This is a genomic window from Burkholderia sp. GW821-FHT14F03, assembly GCF_058803765.1.
This window is the reverse complement of sequence record NZ_JBXAPG010000016.1, coordinates 120435-146562: the sequence shown is the minus strand read 5'-3', so window position 1 is coordinate 146562 and position 26128 is coordinate 120435. Positions and strand designations below refer to the sequence as shown.

26 protein-coding genes are annotated in these 26128 nt (G+C 68.5%); 11 read left to right on the top strand and 15 right to left on the bottom strand.

Going from position 1 to position 26128, the window contains the following annotated elements:
• A partial coding sequence (locus tag AC1RQF_RS13600) for a PhoH family protein (RefSeq protein WP_492872242.1) occupies positions 1 to 1505 on the top strand: 1505 nt, incomplete at its 5' end.
• Between the two features lie 244 nt (positions 1506 to 1749).
• Positions 1750 to 2817, top strand: a complete 1068-nt coding sequence (locus AC1RQF_RS13595; RefSeq protein ID WP_492872241.1) for a C40 family peptidase — start codon at positions 1750 to 1752, stop codon at positions 2815 to 2817.
• Positions 2818 to 3275: 458 nt separating this feature from the next.
• Here AC1RQF_RS13595 and AC1RQF_RS13590 read toward each other — a convergent pair whose 3' ends face one another.
• The 9 genes from AC1RQF_RS13590 to AC1RQF_RS13550 form a co-directional block, all read right to left on the bottom strand.
• Positions 3276 to 4286, bottom strand: coding sequence for an inorganic phosphate transporter (locus AC1RQF_RS13590; RefSeq protein WP_274002720.1), 1011 nt, complete (start codon positions 4284 to 4286; stop codon positions 3276 to 3278).
• 10 nt (positions 4287 to 4296) lie between these two features.
• A complete protein-coding gene (locus AC1RQF_RS13585) occupies positions 4297 to 4923 on the bottom strand; it encodes a DUF47 domain-containing protein (RefSeq protein ID WP_274002718.1) in 627 nt (208 codons plus the stop codon).
• Positions 4924 to 5061: 138 nt separating this feature from the next.
• Entirely contained in the window at positions 5062 to 6444 is a 1383-nt protein-coding gene (locus tag AC1RQF_RS13580; RefSeq protein ID WP_274002717.1) for a replicative DNA helicase, read from the bottom strand.
• A 143-nt stretch (positions 6445 to 6587) separates the two neighbouring features.
• Complete coding sequence (gene rplI / locus AC1RQF_RS13575; RefSeq protein ID WP_274002715.1) at positions 6588 to 7040, bottom strand: 50S ribosomal protein L9; 453 nt, start codon at positions 7038 to 7040, stop codon at positions 6588 to 6590.
• Positions 7041 to 7067: 27 nt separating this feature from the next.
• Complete coding sequence (rpsR, locus tag AC1RQF_RS13570; RefSeq protein WP_047900883.1) at positions 7068 to 7343, bottom strand: 30S ribosomal protein S18; 276 nt, start codon at positions 7341 to 7343, stop codon at positions 7068 to 7070.
• Positions 7344 to 7346: 3 nt separating this feature from the next.
• Positions 7347 to 7646 (bottom strand): primosomal replication protein N, encoded by a 300-nt coding sequence (gene priB, locus AC1RQF_RS13565; protein ID WP_274002712.1) that lies wholly within the window; start codon positions 7644 to 7646, stop codon positions 7347 to 7349.
• A 38-nt stretch (positions 7647 to 7684) separates the two neighbouring features.
• On the bottom strand, positions 7685 to 8059 hold the full coding sequence (gene rpsF / locus AC1RQF_RS13560) for a 30S ribosomal protein S6 (protein WP_039221416.1): 375 nt from the start codon (positions 8057 to 8059) through the stop codon (positions 7685 to 7687).
• Positions 8060 to 8281: 222 nt separating this feature from the next.
• Positions 8282 to 9307 (bottom strand): anti-sigma factor family protein, encoded by a 1026-nt coding sequence (locus tag AC1RQF_RS13555; RefSeq protein WP_492872240.1) that lies wholly within the window; start codon positions 9305 to 9307, stop codon positions 8282 to 8284.
• Positions 9297 to 9938, bottom strand: a complete 642-nt coding sequence (locus AC1RQF_RS13550; RefSeq protein WP_274002707.1) for an RNA polymerase sigma factor — start codon at positions 9936 to 9938, stop codon at positions 9297 to 9299. Before AC1RQF_RS13550 ends, AC1RQF_RS13555 begins: the two co-directional genes overlap by 11 nt.
• Before the next feature lie 199 nt (positions 9939 to 10137).
• On the opposite strand from AC1RQF_RS13550, the gene AC1RQF_RS13545 reads away from it, so the two are divergent.
• Both AC1RQF_RS13545 and AC1RQF_RS13540 read left to right on the top strand, forming a co-directional pair.
• The gene (locus AC1RQF_RS13545) at positions 10138 to 11052 is read left to right on the top strand and encodes a metallophosphoesterase family protein (RefSeq protein ID WP_492872239.1); all 915 of its coding nucleotides are present in this window, start codon (positions 10138 to 10140) and stop codon (positions 11050 to 11052) included.
• A 16-nt stretch (positions 11053 to 11068) separates the two neighbouring features.
• On the top strand, positions 11069 to 11461 hold the full coding sequence (locus AC1RQF_RS13540) for a cupredoxin domain-containing protein (protein ID WP_492872238.1): 393 nt from the start codon (positions 11069 to 11071) through the stop codon (positions 11459 to 11461).
• Between the two features lie 94 nt (positions 11462 to 11555).
• On the opposite strand, the gene AC1RQF_RS13535 is transcribed toward AC1RQF_RS13540, so the two are convergent.
• Entirely contained in the window at positions 11556 to 12467 is a 912-nt protein-coding gene (locus AC1RQF_RS13535) for a substrate binding domain-containing protein (RefSeq protein ID WP_492872237.1), read from the bottom strand.
• 156 nt (positions 12468 to 12623) lie between these two features.
• Here AC1RQF_RS13535 and gcl point away from each other — a divergent pair, with 156 nt between their 5' ends.
• From gcl to lysM, 4 genes are all read left to right on the top strand, one after another.
• Positions 12624 to 14399: a glyoxylate carboligase gene (gene gcl, locus AC1RQF_RS13530; protein ID WP_274002701.1), complete on the top strand. Its 1776-nt coding sequence runs from the start codon at positions 12624 to 12626 to the stop codon at positions 14397 to 14399.
• A gap of 49 nt (positions 14400 to 14448) precedes the next feature.
• A complete protein-coding gene (gene hyi, locus AC1RQF_RS13525) occupies positions 14449 to 15258 on the top strand; it encodes a hydroxypyruvate isomerase (RefSeq protein WP_274002700.1) in 810 nt (269 codons plus the stop codon).
• A 43-nt stretch (positions 15259 to 15301) separates the two neighbouring features.
• Positions 15302 to 16210 carry a 2-hydroxy-3-oxopropionate reductase gene (locus AC1RQF_RS13520; RefSeq protein ID WP_492872236.1) on the top strand — a complete coding sequence of 303 codons (909 nt, stop codon included), beginning with the start codon at positions 15302 to 15304 and terminating at the stop codon, positions 16208 to 16210.
• Between the two features lie 356 nt (positions 16211 to 16566).
• Positions 16567 to 17037: a peptidoglycan-binding protein LysM gene (lysM, locus tag AC1RQF_RS13515; RefSeq protein WP_252981911.1), complete on the top strand. Its 471-nt coding sequence runs from the start codon at positions 16567 to 16569 to the stop codon at positions 17035 to 17037.
• A 64-nt stretch (positions 17038 to 17101) separates the two neighbouring features.
• Here the strand turns inward: lysM and AC1RQF_RS13510 are convergent, their stop codons facing one another.
• Positions 17102 to 18136 (bottom strand): asparaginase, encoded by a 1035-nt coding sequence (locus AC1RQF_RS13510; protein ID WP_274002696.1) that lies wholly within the window; start codon positions 18134 to 18136, stop codon positions 17102 to 17104.
• 479 nt (positions 18137 to 18615) lie between these two features.
• Positions 18616 to 19992, bottom strand: coding sequence for a PelD GGDEF domain-containing protein (locus tag AC1RQF_RS13505; RefSeq protein WP_492872235.1), 1377 nt, complete (start codon positions 19990 to 19992; stop codon positions 18616 to 18618).
• Positions 19993 to 20696: 704 nt separating this feature from the next.
• Here AC1RQF_RS13505 and AC1RQF_RS13500 point away from each other — a divergent pair.
• The 3 genes from AC1RQF_RS13500 (at position 20697) to AC1RQF_RS13490 (ending at position 22359) form a co-directional block, all read left to right on the top strand.
• On the top strand, positions 20697 to 20981 hold the full coding sequence (locus AC1RQF_RS13500; protein WP_274004289.1) for a PsiF family protein: 285 nt from the start codon (positions 20697 to 20699) through the stop codon (positions 20979 to 20981).
• Positions 20982 to 21186: 205 nt separating this feature from the next.
• Positions 21187 to 21627, top strand: coding sequence for a hypothetical protein (locus AC1RQF_RS13495; protein ID WP_252987703.1), 441 nt, complete (start codon positions 21187 to 21189; stop codon positions 21625 to 21627).
• Positions 21628 to 21771: 144 nt separating this feature from the next.
• The gene (locus tag AC1RQF_RS13490) at positions 21772 to 22359 is read left to right on the top strand and encodes a BPSL1445 family SYLF domain-containing lipoprotein (RefSeq protein WP_274002692.1); all 588 of its coding nucleotides are present in this window, start codon (positions 21772 to 21774) and stop codon (positions 22357 to 22359) included.
• 76 nt (positions 22360 to 22435) lie between these two features.
• Here AC1RQF_RS13490 and AC1RQF_RS13485 read toward each other — a convergent pair whose 3' ends face one another.
• The 3 genes from AC1RQF_RS13485 to AC1RQF_RS13475 form a co-directional block, all read right to left on the bottom strand.
• Entirely contained in the window at positions 22436 to 23500 is a 1065-nt protein-coding gene (locus tag AC1RQF_RS13485; protein WP_274002691.1) for a glycosyltransferase family 4 protein, read from the bottom strand.
• Between the two features lie 163 nt (positions 23501 to 23663).
• On the bottom strand, positions 23664 to 24839 hold the full coding sequence (locus tag AC1RQF_RS13480) for an AAA family ATPase (RefSeq protein ID WP_274002689.1): 1176 nt from the start codon (positions 24837 to 24839) through the stop codon (positions 23664 to 23666).
• Positions 24840 to 24873: 34 nt separating this feature from the next.
• A complete protein-coding gene (locus tag AC1RQF_RS13475; protein WP_492872234.1) occupies positions 24874 to 26061 on the bottom strand; it encodes a mechanosensitive ion channel family protein in 1188 nt (395 codons plus the stop codon).
• Positions 26062 to 26128: the final 67 nt, after the last annotated feature.

Sequence of the window (26128 nt, the reverse complement as noted above, 5' to 3'; positions counted from 1 at the left end):
CGCCCGCCGTCGCGCGCGAGGACAAGCCCGCCGCCGCCAAACCGGCCGCGCCGGTCGCCGCCGCGCCGCGCGAGGCCGCCAAGCCGCGCGGCCGCAAGAACGCGACGACCGAATTGCAGAAGCTGTTCGTGCTCGACACGAACGTGCTCATGCACGACCCGAGCAGCCTGTTCCGTTTCGAGGAGCACGACGTCTATCTGCCGATGATGACGCTCGAGGAACTCGACAACCACAAGAAAGGCATGTCGGAAGTCGCGCGCAACGCGCGCCAGGTCAGCCGCACGCTCGACGCGCTCGTCGCGAACGCCGGCCCGATCTCGGCCGGCATCCCGCTCTCGCGTCTGGGCAGCCGCGAGGCGCTCGGCCGCCTGTATTTCCAGACCACGCTCACCCGGATCGAGCCGGTCGACGGCCTGCCGGAAGGCAAGGCGGACAACCAGATCCTCGGCGTGGTGCGCGCGCTGCAGCGCGAACGCGCGGACCGCCAGGTCGTGCTGGTGTCGAAAGACATCAACATGCGGATCAAGGCGCACGCACTCGGCCTGCCCGCGGAAGACTACTTCAACGACCAGGTGCTCGAGGACAAGGATCTGCTGTACTCGGGCGTGCGCGAGCTGCCGCAGGACTTCTGGACCAAGCATGCGAAGGGCATGGAGAGCTGGCAGGACACCAAGACCGGCACCACCTACTACCGCGTGACGGGGCCGCTCGTTGCCTCGCTGCTCGTCAATGAGTTCGTCCACCTGGAGCCGCAGAACGGCGAGCCCACGTTCCATGCGATCGTGCGCGAGCTGAACGGCAAGACCGCGCTCCTGCAGACGCTGCGCGACTACAGCCACCACAAGAACAACGTGTGGGGCATCACCGCGCGCAACCGCGAGCAGAATTTCGCGCTCAATCTCCTGATGAATCCGGAGATCGACTTCGTCACGCTGCTCGGCCAGGCCGGCACCGGCAAGACGCTCGTCGCGCTCGCGGCGGGCCTCGCGCAGGTGCTCGACGACAAGCGCTACAACGAGATCATCGTCACGCGCGCGACCGTGCCGGTCGGCGAGGACATCGGCTTCCTGCCCGGCACCGAGGAAGAAAAGATGCAGCCCTGGATGGGCGCGTTCGACGACAACCTCGAAGTGCTGCAGAAGACCGACGACGCAGCGGGCGAATGGGGCCGCGCGGCCACCCAGGAGCTGATCCGCTCGCGCCTCAAGGTCAAGAGCATGAACTTCATGCGCGGCCGCACCTTCGTCGACAAGTACGTGATCATCGACGAGGCGCAGAACCTCACGCCCAAGCAGATGAAGACGCTCGTCACGCGCGCCGGCCCCGGCACGAAGATCATCTGCCTCGGCAACATCGCGCAGATCGATACGCCCTACCTGACGGAAGGCAGCTCCGGCCTGACCTACGTCGTCGACCGCTTCAAGGGTTGGGGCCACAGCGGCCACGTGACGCTCGCGCGCGGCGAGCGCTCGCGCCTCGCCGACTACGCGTCCGACATCCTCTGATCCGCCCGTCGCGTCGCCAGACGCGGCACGACATGGCGCCCGGGCTTGCCCCGGGCGCCATTTTTATTTATAGGGTCGAATCTCGCGCAATCCGGGCGCCGGCAAGCGACGGTTACAACAGTTACGCGCGAAACTTCAAGTCGTTTCTCAAGTTTTCTTGCGAAAGCCCCGCCGGACGGACTACTATCGCCTCTATCTCCGTTGGTCATACGATCGGCGAACGCGCCGCGTTCGCCCTCCCCTGATGCTGCGAATCTGGCTGTCCGTCTTCGTCCTATTCCTGCTTGCGGCCTGCTCAAGCGTGCCGCAAAAGACCGCGCGCACCGGTTCGTCGGGGATGACGATCACGACGCCCCGCGCCTTTCCGCCGCCGCGCGGCTTCCCGAACTTCGTCGACCACAGCGTCGGGCGCGAGGAAATCTCGATCCAGGCGATGAGCCTCGTCGGCGTGCCGTACCGCTGGGGCGGCAACACGCCCGACAGCGGCTTCGATTGCAGCGGGCTCGTGCGCTACGTGGTCGGCCGCGCAGCCAGCGTCACGCTGCCGCGCACCACGGCCGACATGAGCCAGCGCGGCGATACGATCGAGCCGGACGGCATCGCGCCCGGCGACCTGATCTTCTTCAACACGACCGGGCGAGCCCATTCGCACGTCGGCATCTATGTCGGCAAGCTGCGCTTCGTCAACGCGCCCTCGACGGGCGGCACGGTGCGGCTCGACTATCTGACGAATCCCTACTGGGCAAAGCGCTTCGACGGCATCCGCCGGGTCGCGCCGCCGCGGGACAAGGCCGCGCCGTTCGACACGCCGACCTATGAGGCCAGCCGTCCGCCCGAGCCGGCGCCCGCGCCGCGCGTCGCGCCGGTGCAGCCAGCGTATGCGGCCGCGCCGGTCGCGGCGGCCGCCGGACCCGCACCGGCACCGGCGGCGCCTGTGCCTGCACCGGTCCGGCCGGCAGCGATGGCGACCGCGCAGCCGGATCCGTTCGAACCGCCGCCTCCGGGCCTGAGCGCCGCGCAACAGCAGGCGCGCGCGGCCGGCGCAGTCGCACCCGCTCCCGTGCTCACGGCCGCACCGGCCAACGAGATCCCCACGACGGCCGTCGTGCCGTCGGATCCGATCACAGCCGCAGCCGACGCCTTCGAACCGCCGCCGCCCACCGCGCGCGCGGCGGCACGCCAGGCGCAACTCGCGGCCCCGGGCGGCGTCCAGGTTCTGCGGGCCTCCACTGCGCCCGGCAACGCCGCGCCCGCCGCCACCAGCACCAACGACGACCCGATCGCCCGCTTCGCGACGGGCGGCGGCGACTGAGCGTCGCGCACGCCACGCGAAACGGTCGGCGGCGTTCCGTCCAGCGCCCGCCCGGAATCCAGAACCCCGGGGGCCGTCCCGATCCGGAATCAGTCGTCCATACGACAAAGGCGTCGCTGACTCACGACTCGCGGCACCTCGCACGGCTTGCGATGAAGTCTTGCGCCAGAGCACCGGGGGCCCGCGACGGCGATCTGCGCCGAGCCGGACCTCATCCGCTCCCGGTCCCGCGCGACAAAGACGCAGGAGCCTCCCGATTCGCCGCATCTTGCACGGCTTACGATGAAACGCGGTGTCGGAACACCGGGTGCCCCATCCAGCGGCCCACGGCAATAATCCGCGCCGAGGCGGGAATCGTCAGCCCCCCAGCCCACACGATCCGAAATCATCCGCCCAAACAAAAGGCGCCGGGGCCTCTCGGCCCACGGCGCCTTGCGCGCTTGCGGTGAAATCCGGTGTCAGAACACCTGGTGACCGATCCACCATCCCGCGGCGGCGATCAGCGCCGATGCGGGAATCGTCAGCACCCAGGCCCACACGATGTTGCCGGCCACGCCCCAGCGCACCGCCGACAGCTTGCGGGTCGCGCCCACGCCGACGATCGCGCCGGTGATCGTGTGTGTGGTCGACACGGGAATGCCGAGCCAGGAGGCGATGAACAGCGTGATCGCCCCGCCGCTCTCCGCGCAGAAACCACCGACCGGCTTCAGCTTGGTGATCTTCTGGCCCATCGTGCGGACGATCCGCCAGCCGCCGAACAGCGTGCCGAGGCCCATCGACAGGTAGCAGCCCGCGATCACCCAGGCGGGCGGCGCGTCGGCCGTGGCCGATGCGTAGCCCGACGCGATCAGCAGCATCCAGATGATGCCGATCGTCTTCTGCGCGTCGTTGCCGCCGTGGCCGAGGCTGTAGAGCCCGGCGGACAGCAGCTGCAGGCGCCTGAACCTGCGGTCGACCTTGCTCGGCGCCGTGCGGAAGTACAGCCACGACACCCCGAGCATGAACAGCGAGCCGAGGACGAAGCCGAGCAGCGGCGAAATGAAGATGAACGCCACCGTCTTCATCAGGCCGTCGACGTTGAGCGAGCCCCAGCCCGACTTCGCGACCGCCGCGCCGACGAGACCGCCGATCAGCGCATGGGACGAACTGGACGGAATGCCGTAGTACCAGGTGATGATGTTCCAGCCGATCGCCCCGATGAGCGCGCCGAACACCACGTAGTGGTCGACGATGCTCGCATCGATCGTGCCCTTTCCGACGGTCTGGGCGACCTTCAGGTGGAACACGAAATAGGCGATGACGTTGAACGCGGCGGCAAACACGACCGCCTGCTGCGGCTTCAGCACGCCGGTCGACACGACGGTCGCGATCGAATTGGCGGCGTCGTGGAAGCCGTTCATGAAGTCAAACAGGAGCGCGACGAGCACCAGCGTCGCGACCACCCACAGGGCGAGTTGGATCGAATGCATCGTCGTCGGCTCAGGCGTTTTCCAGCACGATGCCTTCGATGATGTTCGCGACGTCCTCGCACTTGTCGGTGATCTGCTCGAGCAATTCGTAGATCGCCTTGAGCTTGATCAGGTTCTTGACGTCCTCTTCCTCGCGGAACAGCTTCGACAGCGCCGAGCGCAGCACGCGGTCCGCCTCGGATTCCCAGCGGTCGATGTCCTCGCAGGCCTTCAGGATCTGTCCGGACTGCTTCATGTCGGACAACAGCGCCACGGCCTGCTGCACGTGCTGCGCGGACTGCGTGACCATGTGCGCGAGCTGGCTCGCCTCCGACGTGACGGCGCGCACGTCATACAGCGACACGGCCGTCGCGACGTCCTCCATCAGGTCGAGGATGTCGTCCATCGTCGTGATCAGCTTGTGGATCTCGTCGCGATCGAGCGGCGTGATGAAGGTCTTGTGCAACAAGTCGATCGCTTCGTGCGTCAGCTTGTCGGCGGCCTTTTCGGCCGATTGAACGTTTTGCTTGTGAATCTCGGCATCCGCGAGATTGTCGATCAGCAGTTCCAGCTCGCGGCCACCGGAGACGATGTAGTTCGCGTGCGCGTTGAAGATTTCGAAGAACTTGCCTTCGGTGGGCATGAATCGACCGAACATGGGATCCCTGGAAAATGGTCAAACAACTGTCATAAAAAACGGCGACATTGTACCGTTTCGCAGTTTGAGGCGAAGCGCTCGATCACGTCATCGGCGACGAGATACAACGTTTCGGAAATTAGGGGTTTACAACCAGCTTTACTCGCCGTAGAAGTTCTGCGCCCCGGCAAAGTTGTCGAACTTCGTAAATTGACCATGGAACGTGAGCCGAACAGGTCCGATCGGGCCGTTACGCTGCTTGCCGATGATGATTTCCGCGGTGCCCTTGTCGGGGCTGTCCGGGTTGTAGACCTCGTCGCGGTAGATGAACAGGATCACGTCCGCATCCTGCTCGATTGCGCCCGATTCCCGCAGGTCCGACATCACCGGCCGCTTGTTCGGCCGCTGCTCGAGGCCGCGGTTCAGCTGCGACAGCGCGATCACCGGCACGTCCAGTTCCTTCGCGAGACTCTTCAGCGAGCGCGAGATTTCCGAGATTTCGGTCGCGCGGTTCTCGCCCTGCGACGAGCCCGACATCAGCTGCAGGTAGTCGACGATGATGAGGCCGAGCTTGCCGCACTGGCGCGAAAGCCGGCGCGCGCGCGAGCGCAGCTCCATCGGGTTCAGGCCGCCCGTCTCGTCGATGAACAGCTGCGCCTCGCTCATCTTCTGCACGGCGTGCGTGAGCTTCGGCCAATCCTCGTCGCTCAGGCGCCCGGTGCGCATGCGATGCTGGTCGAGCCGGCCGACCGAGCCCAGCATCCGCATCACGAGCTGCGTGCCCGGCATTTCCATCGAGAACACGGCCACCGGCAGCCCGTACTCGACCGCGACGTACTCGCCGATGTTCATCGAGAGCGCGGTCTTGCCCATCGACGGCCGCCCGGCCACGATGATCAGCTCGCCGCCGTGCATGCCCGAGGTCATCCGGTCGAGATCGACGAAGCCCGTCGGCGTGCCCGTCACGTCGCTCGGATTCGCGGTGTGGTACAGCGTATCGATGCGCTCGACCACCTGGGTCAGGAGCGGCCCGACCTCGAGGAAGCCCTGGGTGCCGCGCGCACCGTCCTCGGCGATCGAGAACACCTTCGACTCCGCCTCGTCCAGCAGCTGGCGCACTTCCTTGCCTTGCGGATTGAAGGCGTCGGCGGAAATCTCGTCGGCGACCGACACCAGCCGGCGCAGCACGGCGCGGTCGCGCACGATCTCGGCGTAGCGGCGGATGTTGGCCGCGCTCGGCGTGTTCTGCGCGAGGGCGTTCAGGTAGGCCAATCCGCCCACCTCCTCGGCCTTGCCCGAGGTGCCGAGCGATTCGTAGACCGTGACCACGTCGGCCGGACGGGTCGACGCGATCAGGCGGCCGATGTGCTCGTAGATGATCCGGTGGTCGTACCGGTAGAAGTCGCCCTGCGTCAGGAAATCGGCAATCCGATCCCAGGCTGCGTTGTCGAGCAACAGGCCGCCCAGCACCGATTGCTCGGCTTCGAGCGAGTGCGGCGGGACTTTCAACGATTCGATTTGAGGATCTTGCGGCGCATTCATGGCTTGGGATTATCGCGAAATGAGCGTGGCTTCGCCAGCGCGGCGTCGTCTTCTCCAGACGACAAAAAAGGCAGGACCCGGTTGCCCGGGCTCCTGCCCTTTTTTATGGACAGCCTGCCGGCCGTCCGAAAGCATTGTACGCCTTACGCGTGATCGCCAACCACGGCAACCGTGATATCGACCACGACGTCGGTGTGCAGCGCCACTTGAACCGAGTGCTCGCCCACCATCTTCAGCGGGCCTTCCGGCAGACGCACTTGCGCCTTCTCGACGTCGTAACCTGCCTTCTTCAGCAGTTCGGCGATGTCGCCGTTCGTGACCGAGCCGAACAGACGGCCGTCGACGCCCGACTTCTGCGTGATCTGGAACGATTGGCCGTTCAGCTTTTCGCCGACGCCCTGCGCCGCGACCAGCTTCTCGGCGGCGACCTTTTCGAGTTCCGCGCGGCGGACTTCGAATTCGGCGATCGCGTCCTTCGTTGCACGGCGAGCCTTGCGGTTCGGGATCAGGAAGTTGCGGGCGTAGCCGTCCTTGACCTTGACGATGTCACCGAGGTTGCCCAGATTGGCGACTTTTTCCAACAGAATGATTTGCATTCGAATTCTCCTTATCGCGTCGCCTGATTACGCCTTGTGCTGGTCGGTGTACGGCATCAGCGCGAGGAAGCGCGCGCGCTTGATGGCCGTGTCCAGCTGACGCTGATAGTGGGCCTTGGTGCCCGTCAGACGCGCCGGCGTGATCTTGCCGTTCTCGCCGATGAAGTCCTTCAGCGTTTCCGTGTCCTTGTAGTCGATCTGCTCGACGCCGGCTGCCGTGAAACGGCAGAACTTCTTACGCTTGAAGAGCGGGTTTTGTTGCTGACGACGCTTGTCGAATTTCTTACCAGTCGGGCGGGGCATGATTCAGTCCTTTCCAATGTCCTGCAATGATGTGATGTGAAACACCAAGGTTCTCGCGTTGCGGCTTTTCTTCGCCAGGAAACCGCTGAAGAGCGTCTCGACGCCCATCGCGCAGCGTTCCAGCCTGCCGCTCGCCTCGCCTGCCGCCACGGCCGGCATGGTCAACTCGACCTGCCGCGCGACACCTGCTTCGACGACCTCCGTGCGGTGTTGCAACGTACAGCTCGCGATCGGAACGCCGGCGGGGGTATACCGCAGCGGTTCTCGCTCGACGACGCTCGCCGTCAGTTGCAGCCTGTTCACGTCGGGTACGCGCTCCTTGATGGCTTAATGACTAAAACTTAAGCCTGCGCTTCGGTCGGCTGAGCTGCAGCCGCCTTCTTGGCTTCTTCGCGCTGAACTTCCTTCATCATCGGCGACGGGCCGGTTTCGGCCTTCTTCATCTTGACGATGAGGTGACGCAGCACGGCGTCGTTGAACTTGAACGCGTGTTCGAGTTCGTCGAGCGTCGCCTGGTCGCACTCGATGTTCATGCAGACGTAGTGAGCCTTCGCGAGTTTCTCGATCATGTAGGCCAGTTGGCGACGGCCCCAGTCTTCGACACGGTGGATCTGGCCGCCGTGCGAGGTGATCGTGGTCTTGTAACGCTCGATCATCGCGGGCACTTGCTCGCTCTGATCGGGGTGCACGATGAATACGATTTCGTAATGACGCATTACACACTCCTTGTGGATTAAAGCCACCCGGGCGTCTGAACCGGTGTGGCAAGTGAGAAGCCAGAGAGTGTAACCCGCCGGCAGTCCGCATGCAAGGTTTTCCAGTGGCCGGCACTGCAAATCGACCGTGTTTTCAACTACTTGGCCCGTTTTTCGTCCCGCCTGAAGCGCCTGCGCCCCTCTTTCCCGTCCATGTCGGGCCGCCGGATGATCCGGCCCCGGTCATTCCGCGCGCGCGGGCAGCCGCGTCGCGAGCGCCGTCCGGAATGCCGCCAGCGCGGGCGCCTCGGCATCGGTCACCGCCCACCAGGTCATGCCGGCGGCCGGCCAGCGCGCGAGCGCGTAGCCCTGGTCGACGGTCACGAACGGCGTGGTCGCGCCGGGCAGCACGTACACGTCGATCACATGCTTGCGGTAGCGGTAGATCAGCACCGCCACCCGCCGGTGCGCCACGTAGTCGAGACGGCCGCCCACCAGCGCGAAGCCGTCCGCCGCCAGATCGACGACGGGCGGCGCATAGTCGAGCCGGCCGTTGAACCAGGGCTTGACCGTATGCTGATCGGTCGAGATCACGTCGATGTCGCGCCCGGACAGCCCCGCGCGCACATGGCTCGCGACCAGTTCGTCGACCTGCGCGGCCGTGTCGCCGCGGCGGGCGTTGAGCGCGGTCACGGCCACCGCCACGGCCAGCGCCAGCGCGAAACCGCCCAGCCAGCCGACGCCGGGCGCCGCGTACGCGCGGCCGCGAGCGGGGCCCGCGGATCCGCCGTTCGCTGCGCCGCCCTGGCCGAACCAGCGTGCACGCCACCCGGGGCGCGACAGCGGAGGCTTCGCCGCATCGGCCGAATCGGCCGCATCGGCCGTGCCTGCCGTGCCTGCCGTACCTGCCGTACCTGCCGTACTTGCCGTACTTGCCGTACTTGCCGTACCTGCCGTACCTGCCGTACCTGCCGTACCTGCCGTACCTGCCGTACCTGCCGTACCTGCCGTACCTGCCGCCCCCATCGCGCCAGCCGCCCCCGCCGCCGCAACTAGCGGCAACCCCGCCACGATGCGCGCCCGCAACGCCTCCGGCGCGCGGTGGTAATCCGCCTGACGCACCGCGCGGCCGGCCGCCGCCAGCGTCGCGCGCACGCGTCGACACTCGGCGCAGCCGTCGAGATGCCGTCCGACCCGCAGCACGTCGGACGGCGACAGTTCACGGTCAAGGTCCGCATCGAGCAGCGGACGCGCGTCCTCACAGTTCATCGCCAGCCTCCGGTTTCGCTTCCTCCGCCGCCACGGACGCCCCCGCCGGCACGCTGCCCCGCTGCGCCGCCAGCAGCGTCGCGAGCCGGCGCCGGGCCCGGGCGAGCCGCGACATCACGGTGCCGAGCGGCACGTCCGCGATCGCCGCGATCTCGCGATAGCTCAGGTCCTCCATTTCACGCAGCACGAGCACCTCGCGGTACTCGGCCGGCAGCCGCGCGAGCGCCTCGTGCACGCGGCGCGCATCCTCCGCGCGGATCAGCAAGGCCTGTGGATCCGCCCCCACGTCCCAGCCGTCGGGCTCGGCCGCGTCCAGCTCGCCCTCCGCCTCGGCCAGCGCCGCCGTCTCGCGCGCCTGCGCGCGCCGTCGCCATTCCGTGTACCAGGTGCGCCGCACGATCGTCAGCAGCCAGGCCCGCGCGCTGTCGCCATGAAAGGCGTCGAAGAAACGGTACGCGCGCAGGCAGGCCTCCTGAACCACGTCCTCGGCATCCGATGCGTTGCCGCACAGCCAGCGCGCGAGGTTGTAGGCCGCATCGAGATGCGGCAGCGCCAGCTGCTGGAATCGCAGGCTGCGCGCCGCCGCATCGCCCGACGCCCCGGTGCCGCCGTTCCGGCCATGTTCGTCCACGTGTCGCCCCCCTAGTTCGTCACGCCGATGCCGTCGCCCGGCGCAGCGCGTCCTGCGCGCCGCGCGCCCCGTTGCCTCACCTACCGGTCAAGCGGCCAGTTTATTCCCGCCCGCCCCCCGCGCCGGTGAAAAATAAATCTGGAATAAGCGGCGCGGCCCGGCGGTTTGACAGGTATCCGTCCCGTCACCAGGAGCCGCCATGTCCCCCTCATCCCGCGCCGTCGGACGGCGCGATTTTCTTCGCCTCGCCGCCTGCGGCGCGGGCGCCGCGTTCGCGTCGGCGCTGCCCGGCTGGAGCGCCGCCCGCGACGCCGATTTCTTCTTCGTCCAACTGTCCGACTCGCACTGGGGATTCGAGGGGCCGGCCATCAACCCCGATGCGAAGGGCACGCTGCCGAAGGCCGTGGCCGCGGTCAACGCGCTGCCCGTCGCGCCCGACTTCGTGATCTTCACGGGCGACCTCACGCATACGACCGACGATGTCGACGAACGCCACGCCCGCATGCGCGGGTTCCAGTCGATCATCGCGCGCCTCGACGCGAAGCCGCTGCACCTGATGCCCGGCGAGCACGACGCGAGCCTCGACAACGGCGCCGCCTACCGCGAGCACTTCGGCGACACGCACTACACGTTCGATCACAAGGGCGTGCACTTCATCACGCTCGACAACGTCTCCGATCCGGCCGGCCGGGTCGGAGACGCGCAGCGCGCCTGGCTCGCCGACGATCTCGCGCGCCAGCCGAAGGATGCGCGGATCGTGCTCTTCACGCACCGCCCGCTGTTCGACCTCGCGCCGCAATGGGATTGGGCGACGCGCGACGGCGCGCAGGTGCTGGACCTGCTGATGCCCTATTCCAACGTCACCGTGTTCTACGGGCACATCCATCAGGCGCTGCATACGATGACGGGCCATATCGCGCATCACTCGGCCCGCTCGCTGATGTTCCCGCTGCCCGCGCCCGGCTCGCAGGCCAAGCGTCTGCCGGTGCCGTGGGACCCCGCCGCGCCGTATCGCGGGCTCGGCTGGCGCGACGCGCGGGTCGGCGACGCGCCCGGCGCGTTCGCGCTGACCGAGCGGCCGATCGACGCCGGCGCATCCGGCGACCATTCATGACATGAGGAGAACCGATATGCCCCGCCTTCCTTCCCTCGACCGCCGCACGCCGCCCTCCGCCTCGCGCCGCCGCTGGCTGCTCGGCGTCGCCGGCGCCGCCGCCGCGCTCGGCGGCCTCGGCGTGCGCGCGGCCGGGCCGCGCGTGATCACGGTCAGCGCGCGGCGCTTCGTGTTCACGCCGAACCGCATCACGCTCGCGCCGCACGAAACCGTGATCTTCGCGCTGACCGCGCTGGACACCGTGATGGGCTTCTCGATCCCCGAGTTCGGCGTGCGCGCCGACGTGCCGCCCGGCTCGGTCGTCAAGGTGGCCGCGCAAGCCGGCGCGGCCGGCACGGTCGAGTTCCTGTGCGACATCTTCTGCGGCTCCGGCCACGAGACGATGAACGGCACGATCGTCGTCGGCTGAGCGCGTCACATGAACGGGCCCCATCCCGAACCGGGCCGCCGCGCGACGTCGGCGACCGGCGCGCACGGCCGGCGCAAGCCGCCGCGCCACGCGCTCAGGCCGCGCCGCTCCAGTATCCGGGCCGCGCGTAAACGTCGCGCAGATAGTCGATGAAGTAGCGCACCCGCGCCGGCACGTAGCGCTGCTGCGGATAGACGGCCAGGATGTCGTAGTCGGGCAGCGCGAACTCGTCGAGCACGGTCTCCAGCTCGCCGCGCTCGAGCTGGCGCGCGATCTCCCAGGTCGAGCGCCAGCCGAGCCCGAGCCCTTCGGACACCCAGAGGTGCAGCAGTTCGCCGTCGTTGCAGTCGAGCGTGCCCGCCACCCGCATCGTCACCAGCTTGCCGTTGCGCCGGAAGTACCAGCCGCGGTTCTGGCCGCCTTGCAGGTTGAACGCGAGGCAATTGTGCGCGAGCAGATCGTCGAGCGTTCTGGGCCGGCCATGCCGGCGGAAGTACTCGGGCGTGCCGCACACCACGCGCCGGTTCGACGCGAGCTTCACCGCGACGAAGTTCGGATCCACCGCGCCGCCGATCCGGATCGACAGGTCGTAGCCTTCGCGGACCAGATCGACCACGCGGTCGGTGAGATTGAACGACAGCTGCAGTCCCGGTTTGTCGGCCGCGAACGCGGGCGCGAGCGGCGCGACGTGCTTGCGGCCGAACGCGGCGGGCGCCGATACGATCAGGTGCCCACTCACCGCGCGCCGCCCGGCGGCCAGCTCGTTCTCCGCCTGCTCCCATTCGCCGAGCAGCCCGCGGCACCGTTCGAGAAAGGCGCCGCCCTCCTCGCTGATCACCAGCCGCCGCGTCGAGCGGTACATGAGCTTGACGCCCAGCCGCTTCTCGAGCGCGTCGATGCGCCGCCCGAGCACGACGGGCGACACGCCCTCCTCCAGCGCCGCCGCGGCCAGGCTGCCCGCATCGGCCACCCGCACGAAAGTCTCGATCTGCTTGAAGCGATCCATGCCGTGTCTCCTCCGGCGCCGGCCCACGCGGTGCGTGCCGGCCGCCATTCCATACTTTTAGTCTCGAAATAAGCGACTCGACCGGATCTTATCAAAGCTTTTAGTCAGCCCTAAAGTTGCCCCACATCCAGCATCCGCTAATCAAGGAGACATCCCATGGCCAAGATGAGAGCCGTCGACGCCGCCGTGCTCGTGCTCGAAAAGGAAGGCATCCAGACCGCCTTCGGCGTGCCGGGCGCGGCGATCAACCCGTTCTACTCGGCGCTGCGCCGCTCGGGCGGCATCAGCCACGTGCTCGCGCGCCACGTGGAGGGCGCGTCGCACATGGCCGAGGGATATACGCGGGCCGCGCCCGGCAATATCGGCGTGTGCATCGGCACCTCGGGCCCGGCCGGCACCGACATGATCACGGGGCTGTATTCGGCGTCCGCCGATTCGATTCCGATCCTCGCGATCACCGGCCAGGCGCCGCGCGCGCGCCTCTACAAGGAAGACTTCCAGGCCGTCGACATCGAGTCGATCGCCAAGCCCGTGACCAAGTGGGCGGTCACCGTGCGCGAACCGGCGCTGGTGCCGCGCGTGTTCCAGCAGGCCTTCCACCTGATGCGCTCGGGCCGCCCCGGGCCGGTGCTGATCGACCTGCCGATCGACGTCCAGCTCGCCGAGATCGAGTTCGACATCGACACCTACTCGCCGCTGCCGCTCTACAAGCCCGCCGCGACGCGCGTGCAGATCGAGGCCGCGCTCACGCTGCTCAACGAGGCCGAGCGGCCGCTGATCGTCTCGGGCGGCGGCGTGCTGAACGCGGCGGCCGAGGACCTGCTCGTGAGCTTCGCCGAAACGGTCGGCGTGCCCGTGATTCCGACGCTGATGTCGTGGGGCGCGATTCCCGACGACCATCCGCTGATGGCCGGCATGGTCGGCCTGCAAACCGCGCACCGCTACGGCAACGCGACGCTGCTCGCCTCCGACTTCGTGCTCGGCATCGGCAATCGCTGGGCCAACCGCCATACCGGCAGCATCGAGGTGTACACCAAGGGTCGCAAGTTCGTGCACGTCGACATCGAGCCGACCCAGATCGGCCGCGTGTTCGGCCCGGACCTCGGCATCGTGTCGGACGCGAAGGCCGCGCTCGAGCTGTTCGTCGCGGTGGCGCGCGAATGGCGCGAGGCGGGCCGACTCAAGGACCGCAGCGCCTGGGTCGACGACTGCCAGGCGCGCAAGCGCACCCTGCAGCGCAAGACCCACTTCGACAACGTGCCGATCAAGCCGCAGCGCGTCTACGAGGAAATGAACCGGGTGTTCGGCCGCGACACCTGCTACGTGAGCACGATCGGCCTGTCGCAGATCGCGGGCGCGCAGTTCCTGCACGTGTACAAGGCGCGCAACTGGATCAACTGCGGCCAGGCCGGCCCGCTCGGCTGGACCATCCCCGCCGCGCTCGGCGTGCGCGCGGCCGATCCGGCCCGGCCGATCGTCGCGCTGTCCGGCGACTACGACTTCCAGTTCATGATCGAAGAGTTGGCCGCGGGCGCGCAGTTCAAGCTGCCGTACGTGCACGTGGTGGTCAACAACTCGTATCTCGGCCTGATCCGCCAGGCGCAGCGCGCGTTCGACATGGACTACTGCGTGCAGCTCGCGTTCGACAACATCAACGCGCCCGAAGTGAACGGCTACGGCGTCGATCACGTCGCCGTCGCGGAGGGCCTCGGCTGCAAGGCGCTGCGCGTGTTCAAGCCGGACGACCTCGCGCCGGCGCTGCGCCGGGCGCAGGCGATGCTCGCCGAGTTCAACGTGCCGGTGATCGTCGAGGTGATTCTCGAACGCGTGACGAACATTTCGATGGGCGCCGAGATCGACGCGATCAACGAGTTCGAGGATCTCGCGGACAAGCCCGAGCACGCCCCGACCGCGATCACCCTGCTCGACTGAGGCCATCCGGCCGCTTCCTGCCTGACCGACCCTGGAGATTCCTCGCACCATGCCGAAATTCGCCGCCAACCTGACCATGCTGTTCAACGAGACGCCGTTCCTCGACCGCTTCCAGGCGGCCGCGGAAGCGGGCTTCGACGCCGTCGAGTTCCTGTTCCCGTATCCCTATGCGAAAGAGGAGCTGGCCGAGCAGCTCGCGCGCCACCACCTGCGTCTCGTGCTGCACAACCTGCCCGCCGGCAACTGGGACCAGGGCGAGCGCGGGATCGCCTGCCTGCCCGACCGCGTCGGCGAATTCCAGGACGGCGTCGGGCGCGCGCTCGACTATGCGAAGGCGCTCGGCGTGCCGCAGTTGAACTGCCTGGTCGGCATCCCGGCCGCGGGCGCCGCGCGCGACACGACGCTCGTGACGATCGTCGAGAACCTGCGCTTCGCCGCCGCCGCGCTCAAGCGCGAAGGCATCCGGCTGCTGGTCGAGCCGTGCAACGCCTACGATATTCCCGGCTTCGCGCTGAACCGTTCGGCGGAGGCGCTCGACGTGATCCGCGCGGTCGGTTCCGACAACCTGTTCCTGCAGTACGACATCTACCACATGCAACGGATGGAGGGCGAACTCGCGGCGACGCTGCGCCGGCACCTCGCGTCGATCGCGCACATCCAGCTCGCCGACAATCCGGGCCGCCACGAGCCGGGCACGGGCGAGATCAACTACGCGTACCTGTTCGCGCTGCTCGACTCGCTCGGCTACGACGGCTACATCGGCTGCGAGTACAAGCCGCGCACGACGACCGTCGACGGCCTCGGCTGGCTGCGCGACGTCGCCGGCCTCGACGCGGCCGCCGCGCGCGCGCTCGCCTGAGCCGCGCCCCGCATCCTCCCCCTGCCCAACCAGGAGACAACACATGGCAACCACGATCGGCTTCATCGGACTCGGCATCATGGGCGCGCACATGGCGCGCAACCTGCTCAAGGGCGGCCATCGGCTCGTCGTCAACGGCGCCTATCCGGTGCCGGACGACCTGCGCGCAGCCGCGCAGGTCGTCGCGCACTCGACCGCGGTCGCGCAAGCCGCCGACGTGATCATCTCGATCGTCCCGGACACCCCCGACGTGCGCAACGCGCTGTTCGCCGACGACGGCGTCGCGAAGGGCCTGTCCGCCGGCAAGCTCGTGATCGACATGAGCTCGATCTCGCCGCTCGACACCCAGGCCTTCGCCAAGGAGATCAACGCGCTCGGCTGCGACTACCTCGACGCGCCGGTGTCGGGCGGCGAAGTCGGCGCGCGCGACGCCACGCTGACGATCATGGTCGGCGGCCCGCAGCGCGCGTTCGACCGCGCCCGTCCGCTGTTCGAACTGATGGGCAGGAACATCTCGCTGATCGGCAACAACGGCGCGGGCCAGACCACCAAGGTCGCGAACCAGATCATCGTCGCGCTCAACCTCGAGGCGGTCGCCGAAGCGCTGTTGTTCGCCGCGCGCTCGGGCGCCGATCCGGAACGTGTGCGGCAGGCGCTGATGGGCGGCTTCGCGGCGTCGCGCATACTCGAACTGCATGGCGAACGGATGACAAAGCGCACCTTCGATCCGGGTTTCCGCATCGAGCTGCACCAGAAGGATCTGAACCTCGCGCTCGACGGCGCGCGCCGCCTCGGCGTCGCACTGCCGCACACGGCGAGCGCGCAGCAGCTGTTCAGCGTATGCGCCGCGCACGGCGGCCGCAGCTGGGATCATTCCGCCATCGTGCGCGCGCTCGAGATCATGTCGAACTACGAAATAGCCGAGCCGCAGCGCGACGCCAAGGTCGCATGACAGCCCGGCGCGCGAGGCGCGCCGGCATGTGGGGCGCCCGTCGCGTGCGCAAGCATGCGGCGGGCATTTAAGGCCGCTCTGGGCTGAGAGCGGCTGGTGGGGTCCGCAGCGGCACCCGGCGATGCCGGGGAAGCCTTGGTCGGTCAGACGTCATCGTCGGGTGTCCGTCTGTCGGATCTCACGCCTGCCTGGCTTATTACATTTCTTGACGTTCGCGCGTGGGATTTATCATGCAATTTCGCGCGCGAACGCCTACACTTTCGCCACGCCTTTCGAAAAAGTCACCGCGCTCGTCGCGGTGTTTTTTTCGCCACTTCACGGCGCGTTTTTTATCAACCACCTGAAGGAGTGTTGCGATGGGTCTTCTTTCGTTTATCAAGGAAGCGGGTGAGAAGCTGCTCGGCAAGAGCGACGAGCAGGCCGCGAGCGATCCGGCCTCCGCCAACCAGACCGCGGCCGACGCCATCAAGAACTACATCGCCGCGCAGGGCCTCGACACCTCGAACCTGCAAGTCGCCTTCGACGGCGCGTCGCGCACCGTCACGCTGTCGGGCAGCGTCGGCGATCTCGACACCAAGGCCAAGGTCAAGGTCGCGGCCGGCAACGTGCAAGGCGTCGCGGGCGTCAACGACGACGACCTGCAGCCGGACGATCCGCAAGTGCAGTATCACGACGTCGTGTCCGGCGACAACCTGTGGAAGATCGCCGAGAAGTACTACGGCAACGGTGCGAAGAACGACGTGATCTTCCAGGCCAACCGTCCGATGCTGTCGAGCCCGGACAAGATCTATCCGGGCCAGAAGCTCGTGATTCCGCCGCAGGACTGAGCCGCGGCAGCCGAAAAAAAAGCGAACCCGCGGGTTCGCTTTTTTTCTGCGCGCGATGCCGCGCTCAATACGTGTCGAACACCTGCTGCAGGTCGGCCGCACCGCTTACACCGTGCGCGAGCGCAAGCATCAGCAGTACGCGCGCCTTGAACGGATTCAACGAGCCCGCGCTGACGAACCCGAGCGCGTCGTCGTTCGCCGCGCCGTTGCGCATCACGTGGCCGGCCCCCACCCGCGATGCGCGCACCACCGCGATGCCGCGCGCGGCCGCCTCCGCGAGCCCGGCCTGCAATTCCGCATGGAGCGAGCCGTTGCCGGTGCCCGCGACGACGAGGCCGCGCGCGCCGGCCGCCACGCATGCGTCGACCGCGAGCCGCGACACGCCCGCGTAGCTCGTCACCACCTCGACGCGCGGCCACTCGGCCGGCGCCGCGAAGCGCGCGGCGAGCGTATGCGGCCGCGTCGCGCGGCGCGCGAACTCGATGCGGCCGTCCTGCACCCAGCCCAGCGCGCCCAGGTCCGGCGTGTGGAACGCGTCGACTGCATAGGTGCTCGTCTTGACCACATCGCGCGCGCAGTGAATCTTGTTGTTGAACGCAACGAGCACGCCCTGTCCGCGCGCGGCCTCGCTGCCGGCCACCGCGACCGCATTCAACAGGTTCAGCGGACCGTCCGACGACAACGCGGTCGCGGGCCGCATCGCGGCGGTCAGCACCACGGGTTTCTCGCTCTTCACGGTCAGGTGCAGCAGATAGGCCGTTTCTTCGAGCGTGTCGGTGCCGTGCGTGACGACGACGCCGTCGACCGACTCGTCCACGAGCAGCGCGTTGATCCGTTCGGCGAGCGCGGTCCAGAGCGGCAGCGCGAGATCCTTGCTGTCGATGCTCGCGATCTGCTCGCCCTCGATCCGGGCGACCTGCGCGAGCGCCGGCACCGCGTCGAGCAGGTACGCGACGCCCAGTGCGCCCGCCTGGTAGCCGGCCGTGCGCGCGGCGTCGGGCGCGGCGCCCGCGATCGTACCGCCGGTGGCGAGCACTGCGATGCGCGGCAAGGCGCGCCCGGACGGGGAGGAAGGGGAATTCGGTGTGGATGCGTTCATGGCCGCGATTGTACTGGCTGCGGCCCGGTTTCCTGCAATGTCGCGCGGTTCGGGCCGACGCGCGCGACCTGCGCGGTTCCACCCGGGGCCGCCCGGCTCTGCGCCGGCCTGCACTGCCGACGTGCCGGGGGCCGACGCCCGGAACAGACCATGCGGCGCTCAATTCGGCGCGTAGCCCCGCGCGGCCGCGCCCTCGGCCGCCCCGCCCAACGCCAACGCGCGCCACTCGCGGATCGAGGCGCGACGTCCGGTCCGGAACAGGCCACATGACACTCAACGCGGTGCATAGTCCCGCGCGCCTCCTCTCGCGGCCGCCCGACGCGCGCCGCTCGCAAATCGGGGCGCGGCGCCCGGAACAGACCATACGACACGCAACTCCGTGCACTGTCCCGCGCGGCTGCACCCTCGGCCGCCCCGCTCGACGCCGGCGCGCGCCACTCGCGGATCGAGACGCGACGTCCGAACAGATCACACGACGCTCAACTCAATGCACGGCTCGGCGCGACGCTCAATTCATCGCACTGCGCGAGAAAGGCGCGCAGCATCTCGATCGGCTCCCCGCCGCCGACCCGCGTGGTCGCGACCCGGATGCGCGCGTCGGCATACGACACGCCCAGTTGCACGCGCAGGCTCTCCTCCATCCGGATCAGATAGCCGTCCATCGTGCCGCCCCCCGTCAGCGGCATCAACGTGAGCACCATGTCGCCCGCTCCGCCCGGGCGCAACCATTGCGCATCGAGCGAACGGCGCATCCGCAGCACATGCTCGCGGCACATGCGGCCGACCCGGCTGCGCTCGAACACCAGCGCGACGAGCGACGATTCGATCCCGGTCGTGTCGTGCAGCCGCGTGAGCCGTGCGTAATCGAGCGCGAAATCGTACGGGCACGCGTCGCGCAGCGCGCGCGTCAGCGGCGCGTGGCGCAGCCCGTCCGCGTAGTAGCCGCACATCGTCAGCAGGAACTGCAGGTTGTCGCGCGTCTGCGCGAGGAACGGCATGTGTTCGATCACGAGCACGCCGACCGGCGCGCCCGTCGCGTCGATGAGCGGCGCGCAGGCGAAGTGACGCGAGCGCGCGCCCGGCTGGGAGCGCGCGAGCTTGCCGGACTCCAGCGCCTCGTGCGCGAGCGGCGCGGCCGGATCGAACTCGAAGGACTCGCCGATCGCCGCCATCGGCGTGCGGCCCAGCACGCCGTCGCGCCAGGCGTACAGCGCCGCGCGTTCGAGCCGGCAGGCCTGCGCGACTGTATCGAGAAAGCGCGCAGCGCCCGGCAAGGGCGCGGAGGCTGCCGCGGGCGCATCGTCGAGCGCGAGCGCGCGCAAGCGCGTGAACGCCTCGCGCAAGGTCGCGGGGCGCGCCACGCCGTCCTGTTCGAGCCGTTCGTGCGACAGGCGCAGCAGGAACGCATGCTTGGTCCGCACCGACTGACGCTCCGCGCGATCGACGCGCGCCGCGCGCGCCTGCCGCGCGCGCGACGCCCACAGGTCGCCGAACTGTCCGGCCACCAGCGTCAGCGCGCAACTGACCAGAAAGAAAGCGGCGGAAGGAAAGGCCGCGGCCACGCGCCCGTCGCCGAAGCACAGCGCGGCCAGCACCATCAGGCCCGCGCTGCCGACGCCCGCCAGCGTGCCGCGGCGCAGCGCGAACACCGCCGGCGCGAACCACAGCCAGGGAAAGTCGGCATGCGCCTGCAAGGGATCGCCGGGGCTGCGCAAATGGCCCACCATCACGAGCGCGAGCGTCGCGAACAGGGTCTCCAGCATCACCGCGGAGCCGCGCCGGACCGGCGCGAACCAGCCTGCGATGCCGCCGCGTGCATGCGGCGCGCCCAGCTCGGTCGAGATCGACTCAGCCATGCGGGGCCCCTCTGCCGAAGGCGGCCCGCACCGCGCCCGCCCGGGCGGCGGCAGGCGCGGCGCGTCGCAACCGGTCCCGGCGCACGCGCGCCGACGCCCGGCCCGCGCCGCCCGCACGCGCCCAGTGATGTGCCGGTGCGCGATGCCGGCAGGCGCATGGTTCCCCACACGACGCGCGTATCTGATCGAACGACAACATCAGTCAACAACCTGCCATCCCGCGTACCGGCCGGACAGCGTGAAATCGCCGCGTGCGATGCATCCCCGCCGCGTAACGAACGTTGGCCAGGCGCCGCGCAACCGCGGCGCCATCTTGGTATCGATGCCATTTCACGACGGCATCGCTGCTCTACACAGTACGCGGACGAACGCTCGCTGCTTCCCCTTCCGCAATATCTCAAAAAAGAGAGGTGCAACCACCGCGCAGCGAGGTTATAACCCGTCGCCCGGCTCCCCTCAACCCTGCGCGAGCGGCATCCGCCCGCCCGGCCGCGCGGCTTGGCGCGCGATACCGTCGTGCCAATCGTTTGCGTGTTAAAGATGTTCAAATCTGTACGTTTGCGAGGGAAATGCCGGACGTGGCTTTTTCGATCAGCGTTTTGTTGTTTTTAAGATGATTTGCCATAATGCAAACCGCACCCCATGCACTTCGCGCGGGGGCGGTCATGTCACAGAACATGCAATTCACCCACTGGGAGTGTCCAATGAAAATCCGATCGCTCATGGCTGCACTGCTCGTCGGCGGCATGCTGGCTTCGCCGGCCTTCGCCCAAAACAACCAGCAGGACAAGATGAAGGCGTGCAACGCGCAAGCAGCCGGAAAGTCGGGCGACGAGCGCAAGGCGTTCATGAAGGACTGCCTGTCGGCCAAGAAGAAGATGAGCCAGCAAGACAAGATGAAGGCCTGCAACAAGGATGCGGCAGGCAAGATGGGCGACGATCGCAAGGCGTTCATGAAGAGTTGCCTGTCGAGTCAGCCGGCCGCCTGACACCGCGCGCGCCGCCACAATGCCGCGGGCCGTTTCGACGGACGCGGCATTTTTTTGGGCGCGTCGAAGCAAGCTGACGAAGCCTTGATCCAACTGCGGCGATTCGCCGCGTTTTCTTCTATGATGGCTGCTACGCGGCCCTCCCCACGAACAAGAAGCGCCATCGGGCCGCCCCTCAACCCGCATCAAACGGAGAGGCAAGAGGATGGCATGGAGACAACACCGCTGGTTCAGGCGCTGGCTGATCGTGATCGTGTTTTGGGCCGTGCCCGTCGCGATCGTCGCGGTTCGGGAGATTCGCGAGGAAATGGCCTATAACTACGCCGACCTCCAGCAGGCACTGACCACCTGGCAACTGACCGACGCGCAGCGCGCGGCGGGCTTGGCCGCGCGCTGCCGCGGCGAGCCCGACGAGGCGCGCGCCGCCGGCTGCCCGGCCGAGGTGCTGACCGCGAACGCGGCGCGCCAGCAGGAAGCCCGCGACGAGTTCACGCTGCGCCGCAGCACGCTGTTCGGCTATCTATGGCATGCATTCGTCGGCTACTGGATCGTGCCTGCCGCGTTTCTGTTCGCATGCGGCGTCGTGATCGCGCTGATCCGCCGTGCGCTGCGGCGCCCGCCCATCAAGCCCCCCGTTTCGCATTGACGCGCCGGGTCGATGCTTCGCAACACGAACGATGCCCGAACGCGGGCCGCCGAAATGCCTTCGTAAGCCGCTGTGATATAACGTCTGACGTGACGCTCCGGCAGCACGGAAATCACTCTGAACGACTAACGATGGAGAACGACGATGCAGAAACGGAATCTCGTATTGAAAGCCGCCACCGCCCTCCTTGTCGGCAGCCTCGCGCTCGCCGGCTGCACGACCACGCCGGACAAGCCCGCTAGCGCCGCGACCAACGCGTCGAAGCGTCAGGCGATCGATGCGAGCGTCGATGCGACGCTGTCGCGCCTGTACTCGACCGTGCCGGGCTCGCGCGAGCTGGCCGGCAAGGCGCGCGGCGTGCTGGTGTTCCCCGACGTGATCCAGGCCGGCCTCATCATCGGCGGCCAGTCCGGCAACGGCGCGCTGCGCGTGGGCGGCAGCACCATCGGCTACTACAACACGTCGTCGGTGTCGGTCGGCCTGCAGGCCGGCGCGCAGTCGAAGGCCATCGTGTTCCTGTTCATGACGCAGGACGCGTTCGACAAATTCCGCAATTCGGAAGGCTGGTCGGCAGGCGGCGACGCTTCGGTGGCGCTCGTGAAGATGGGCGCGAACGGCGCGATCGACACCACCACCGCGACGGCCCCCGTCGAGGTGATCGTGCTCACCAACGCCGGCCTGATGGGCGACGTGTCGATCAACGGCACCAAGATCTCGAAGCTCGCGATCTGAGCGCCGCGCGCCCCGTGCCGGGGCGCGCCGCCGCCTTGCCCGGCGATGCACCTGCATCGCCGTTTTTTTGCGCGGCTCAGGACGCGGAATCGATCACCTTGAAGCGCGCCCGTTTCTGCGCGCGGATCATCGACTGGTACACGTCGACGTATTCCTGCGCCATCCGCCGCGACGTGAAGCGCGACTCGAAACGCGCGCGCACCCGCTCGCGCGACAGCGTGTCCAGCCGGTTCACGGCCGCCACCGCACCGATCTCGTCCTCGACGATGAAACCCGTCAAGCCTTCCTCCAGCACCTCCGGCACCGCGCCGCGATTGAACGCGATCACCGGCGTGCCGCACGCCATCGCCTCGATCATCACGAGGCCGAACGGCTCCGGCCAGTCGATCGGGAACAGCAGCGCATGCGCGCCCGACAGGAATTCCGCCTTCTGGTGATCGGCGATCTCGCCGATGAATTCGACATGCGGCAACGCGAACAGCGGCTTGATCTGGCGTTCGAAGTATTCCTCGTCCGCCGAATCGATCTTGGCGGCGATGCGGATCGGCATGCCGCAGCGCTGCGCAATGCGGATCGCGGTGTCGACGCGCTTCTCGGGCGAGATCCGGCCCAGGAACGCGAGGTATTTCTGCTCGACGGGCTGCGGCGTGTACAGCGTCTCCGGCAGCCCGTGATACACGGTCGTCAGCCACTTCGCCTGCGGCAGCGGCTGGCGCTGCGCGTTCGAGATCGAGATCACCGGCGCCGTATCGAAGGTGTCGAACACCGGCTGCTGCTCCGGCAGATCGAGGCGGCCGTGCAGGGTCGTCACGAACGGCGTGTCCTGCCGGTTGAACACCGAGAACGAGTAGTAATCCATGTGGAAGTGCAGCACGTCGAAATCCTTCGCGCGCCGCGCCACCGTTTCCATCAGCAGCATGTGCGGCGCGATCCGGTCGCGGATCGACACGTCGAGCCGCAGCGCGCGCGGCCACACGGCCTCCAGCTTCGCGCGGGTCTGTGAATCGCCGCTCGCGAACAGCGTCACGTCGTGGCCGAGGTCGACGAGCGCCTCGGTGATGTACGACACCACGCGCTCCGTGCCGCCGTACAGCTTGGGCGGCACCGATTCCGTCAACGGCGCGATCTGGGCAATTCTCATGGGCGTGATCTCCTGAGGCCGCCGGCTGTGCGGCCATGACGGCCGGACCGGCTGGAATATCTCGTTATTGTATCGAGTGCGGGGCCGCTCGCCGCCGCACTTGCATTTCCTGGGGTTTGTTACAGCGAGGATACATCGGGCGCGGGCGCGCCGGGGCCGCCGTTCAGCGCGTCGGCCACTTCCACGGCGGCCGGTCGAATGCGTCGACGTCGGCGAGCCGGGTCGCGCCCAGCTCCTTTTCCAGCACCAGCGAGTGGCTGCCCGGTTCGCGCTCGAGCGTCGCGATCAGGCGCGCCGCATGCGACACAACGATCACCTGCGAGCGCTCGGCCGCGCGCGCGATCAGGCGGCCGAGCGCCGGCAGCAGGTCCGGATGCAGGCTCGTCTCCGGTTCGTTCAGCACCATCAGCGCGGGCGGGCGCGGCGTCAGCAGCGCCGCGGCGAGCAACAGGTAGCGCAGCGTGCCGTCGGACAGCTCCGCCGCCGCCAGGGGCCGCAACAGGCCGGGCTGCCGCATCAGCACCTCGAAGCGGCCGCGCCCGCCGGGGTTGTCGATGTCGACCGCGGCGCCCGGAAACGCGTCGTCGATGGTCGCGGCGAGCGCCTCGCGATCGCCGATCTCGCGGATCGTCTGCAGCGCCGCGGCGAGATCCGTGCCGTCGTCCGCGAGCACCGGCGTGTGCGTGCCGATGTGCGACAGGCGCGCCGGGGCAGCCGCGTCGGTGCGGAAATGGTCGTAGAAGCGCCACGAGCGGATCCGCTCGCGCACCGAGATCATCTCGGGCGCGCTGGTCGGATCGACGAACTCGGTCAGCATCGAGTCGAAGCTCGCGACCGGCTGCGGCACGCTGCGCCAGGCGCCGGCGGCGTCGCGCGCGCGGATCAGCGCGCCGTGCCGGTCGACCAGCAGCGACGACGGGCGCGGCACCGCCCCGTTCCAGATGCATTCGCGCTTCACCACCGGATCGAAATTGAATTCCGTCTGACCCGGCACAGGCAGGCCGAGGTCGATCGCATAGCCGAAATCCTCGCTCGCGAAGCCGAGCCTGAGATTCACCGGGTCCCGGCGCGTCGTCCCCTGCACGGGCTCGTCGCCCGCCAGCATGCCGCGCGTGAAGCGCTCCGGCCCCGCCCACAGCGTCGACGGCAGCCCGCCTTCGCGCGCGAGCGATGGAATCACGCGCCCCTGCGCGGTGTCGGCAAGCAGGCGCAGCGCGCGGTAGACGCTCGACTTGCCGCTGCCGTTCGGGCCGGTGATCACGTTGAGCCCGGCGAGCGGCACGATCAGTTCGCGCAGCGAGCGGTAGTTGGCGATGGCGAGAACGGAAAGCGGCGACATGGCGTCCTGGGCGAGAGGCGTGGACCGGCGCGCGTCAGCGCGGCGCGGCGGAAGGTTCGGATGCGGTCGGATCCGCGGCCGTGCGGGCCGCCGTGCTCGCGGCCGACGGCGCCGCCGGCTGGCCGGTCGGCGCGGCGTCGCGCGCGTCGGTCGCCGCGTGCGGGAACAGCTCCGCGCGGGTGCGCGGCAGGCAGTCGGGATAGTGTTCCTGGATGAACGCGATCAGGCCTTCGCGCACCCGGCAGCGCAGGTCCCAGGCCAGCGACGAGTCGCGCGCGCTGACGAGCGCGCGCAGCTGCATCGCGCGCTCGGTCGCGTCGGTGACCTGCAGCACCTGCACGCGGCCGTCCCATTCGGGCGCGGCGGCGACGAGCCGCGCCAGCTCGGCGCGCACGGGCGCGAGCGGCAACCGGTAGTCGACGAACAGGAACACGGTGCCGATGATCTCCGCGCTGTTGCGGGTCCAGTTCGCGAACGGATTCTCGATGAACCACTGCAGCGGCACGACGAGCCGCCGCTGGTCCCACAGGCGCACCGACACGTAGGTGCCGGTGATCTCCTCGATGCGGCCCCACTCGCCCTGGATCACGACCACGTCGTCGAGCCGGATCGGCTGCGACAGCGCGATCTGCAGGCCCGCGATCAGGTTGCCGAGCACCGGCCGCGCCGCGATGCCGGCGACGAGCCCGGCCACGCCCGCCGAGGCGAGCAGGCTCGCCCCCACCTGGCGGACGTTCGGAAACGTCATCAGCGCGGCGCCCACGCCGACGATCACGATGACCACCATCACGGTGCGCGCGAGCACCCGGGCCTGCGTGTGGATGCGGCGCGCCTGCAGGTTGTCGGGCGTGTCGAGTGGATGGGCCTGGACGATCGCCTCGGCGACGGCCGCCGCGACGCGCACCAGCAGCCAGGTCAGCGCGCCGATCAGCCCGACCGCCGCGAAGGTGCGCAGCCCGCCCGCGAACGGCAGCGCATCGGCGACCTGCAGCCAGAGGAATTCGAGCGCGAGGAACGCGAGCACGACGAGCGACGGCTTGTCGATATACCGCACCACCGCGCTCGTGATCGGATACGGCCGCGCGACGCGCCGCACGACGCGCGCGCCGAGCCCGTGCACGGCCGCGGCGACGAGCACCGCGAGCAGCGAGGTCAGCAACGTGCCGGGCCAGGAATGGAGCGGCGCATCGGCGATGCGCCGCAGGTCGTCTAGCGTGATCATGAGCGCCGTGGCGGGATCAGGGGGACGGGGCGCGCGCCCCGCGCGTCGGACAAGGGCCGGCCGCGCC

Excerpts from the sequence above, each read along its gene's own strand:
- AC1RQF_RS13595 (WP_492872241.1), top strand. The coding sequence starts at position 1,750 with ATGCTGCGAATCTGGCTGTCCGTCTTCGTCCTATTCCTGCTTGCGGCC.
- AC1RQF_RS13590 (WP_274002720.1), bottom strand. The coding sequence starts at position 4,286 with ATGCATTCGATCCAACTCGCCCTGTGGGTGGTCGCGACGCTGGTGCTC.
- AC1RQF_RS13585 (WP_274002718.1), bottom strand. The coding sequence starts at position 4,923 with ATGTTCGGTCGATTCATGCCCACCGAAGGCAAGTTCTTCGAAATCTTC.
- AC1RQF_RS13580 (WP_274002717.1), bottom strand. The coding sequence starts at position 6,444 with ATGAATGCGCCGCAAGATCCTCAAATCGAATCGTTGAAAGTCCCGCCG.
- rplI (WP_274002715.1), bottom strand. The coding sequence starts at position 7,040 with ATGCAAATCATTCTGTTGGAAAAAGTCGCCAATCTGGGCAACCTCGGT.
- rpsR (WP_047900883.1), bottom strand. The coding sequence starts at position 7,343 with ATGCCCCGCCCGACTGGTAAGAAATTCGACAAGCGTCGTCAGCAACAA.
- rpsF (WP_039221416.1), bottom strand. The coding sequence starts at position 8,059 with ATGCGTCATTACGAAATCGTATTCATCGTGCACCCCGATCAGAGCGAG.
- AC1RQF_RS13555 (WP_492872240.1), bottom strand. The coding sequence starts at position 9,307 with ATGAACTGTGAGGACGCGCGTCCGCTGCTCGATGCGGACCTTGACCGT.
- AC1RQF_RS13545 (WP_492872239.1), top strand. The coding sequence starts at position 10,138 with ATGTCCCCCTCATCCCGCGCCGTCGGACGGCGCGATTTTCTTCGCCTC.
- AC1RQF_RS13540 (WP_492872238.1), top strand. The coding sequence starts at position 11,069 with ATGCCCCGCCTTCCTTCCCTCGACCGCCGCACGCCGCCCTCCGCCTCG.
- AC1RQF_RS13535 (WP_492872237.1), bottom strand. The coding sequence starts at position 12,467 with ATGGATCGCTTCAAGCAGATCGAGACTTTCGTGCGGGTGGCCGATGCG.
- gcl (WP_274002701.1), top strand. The coding sequence starts at position 12,624 with ATGGCCAAGATGAGAGCCGTCGACGCCGCCGTGCTCGTGCTCGAAAAG.
- hyi (WP_274002700.1), top strand. The coding sequence starts at position 14,449 with ATGCCGAAATTCGCCGCCAACCTGACCATGCTGTTCAACGAGACGCCG.
- AC1RQF_RS13520 (WP_492872236.1), top strand. The coding sequence starts at position 15,302 with ATGGCAACCACGATCGGCTTCATCGGACTCGGCATCATGGGCGCGCAC.
- lysM (WP_252981911.1), top strand. The coding sequence starts at position 16,567 with ATGGGTCTTCTTTCGTTTATCAAGGAAGCGGGTGAGAAGCTGCTCGGC.
- AC1RQF_RS13510 (WP_274002696.1), bottom strand. The coding sequence starts at position 18,136 with ATGAACGCATCCACACCGAATTCCCCTTCCTCCCCGTCCGGGCGCGCC.
- AC1RQF_RS13505 (WP_492872235.1), bottom strand. The coding sequence starts at position 19,992 with ATGGCTGAGTCGATCTCGACCGAGCTGGGCGCGCCGCATGCACGCGGC.
- AC1RQF_RS13500 (WP_274004289.1), top strand. The coding sequence starts at position 20,697 with ATGAAAATCCGATCGCTCATGGCTGCACTGCTCGTCGGCGGCATGCTG.
- AC1RQF_RS13495 (WP_252987703.1), top strand. The coding sequence starts at position 21,187 with ATGGCATGGAGACAACACCGCTGGTTCAGGCGCTGGCTGATCGTGATC.
- AC1RQF_RS13490 (WP_274002692.1), top strand. The coding sequence starts at position 21,772 with ATGCAGAAACGGAATCTCGTATTGAAAGCCGCCACCGCCCTCCTTGTC.
- AC1RQF_RS13485 (WP_274002691.1), bottom strand. The coding sequence starts at position 23,500 with ATGAGAATTGCCCAGATCGCGCCGTTGACGGAATCGGTGCCGCCCAAG.
- AC1RQF_RS13480 (WP_274002689.1), bottom strand. The coding sequence starts at position 24,839 with ATGTCGCCGCTTTCCGTTCTCGCCATCGCCAACTACCGCTCGCTGCGC.
- AC1RQF_RS13475 (WP_492872234.1), bottom strand. The coding sequence starts at position 26,061 with ATGATCACGCTAGACGACCTGCGGCGCATCGCCGATGCGCCGCTCCAT.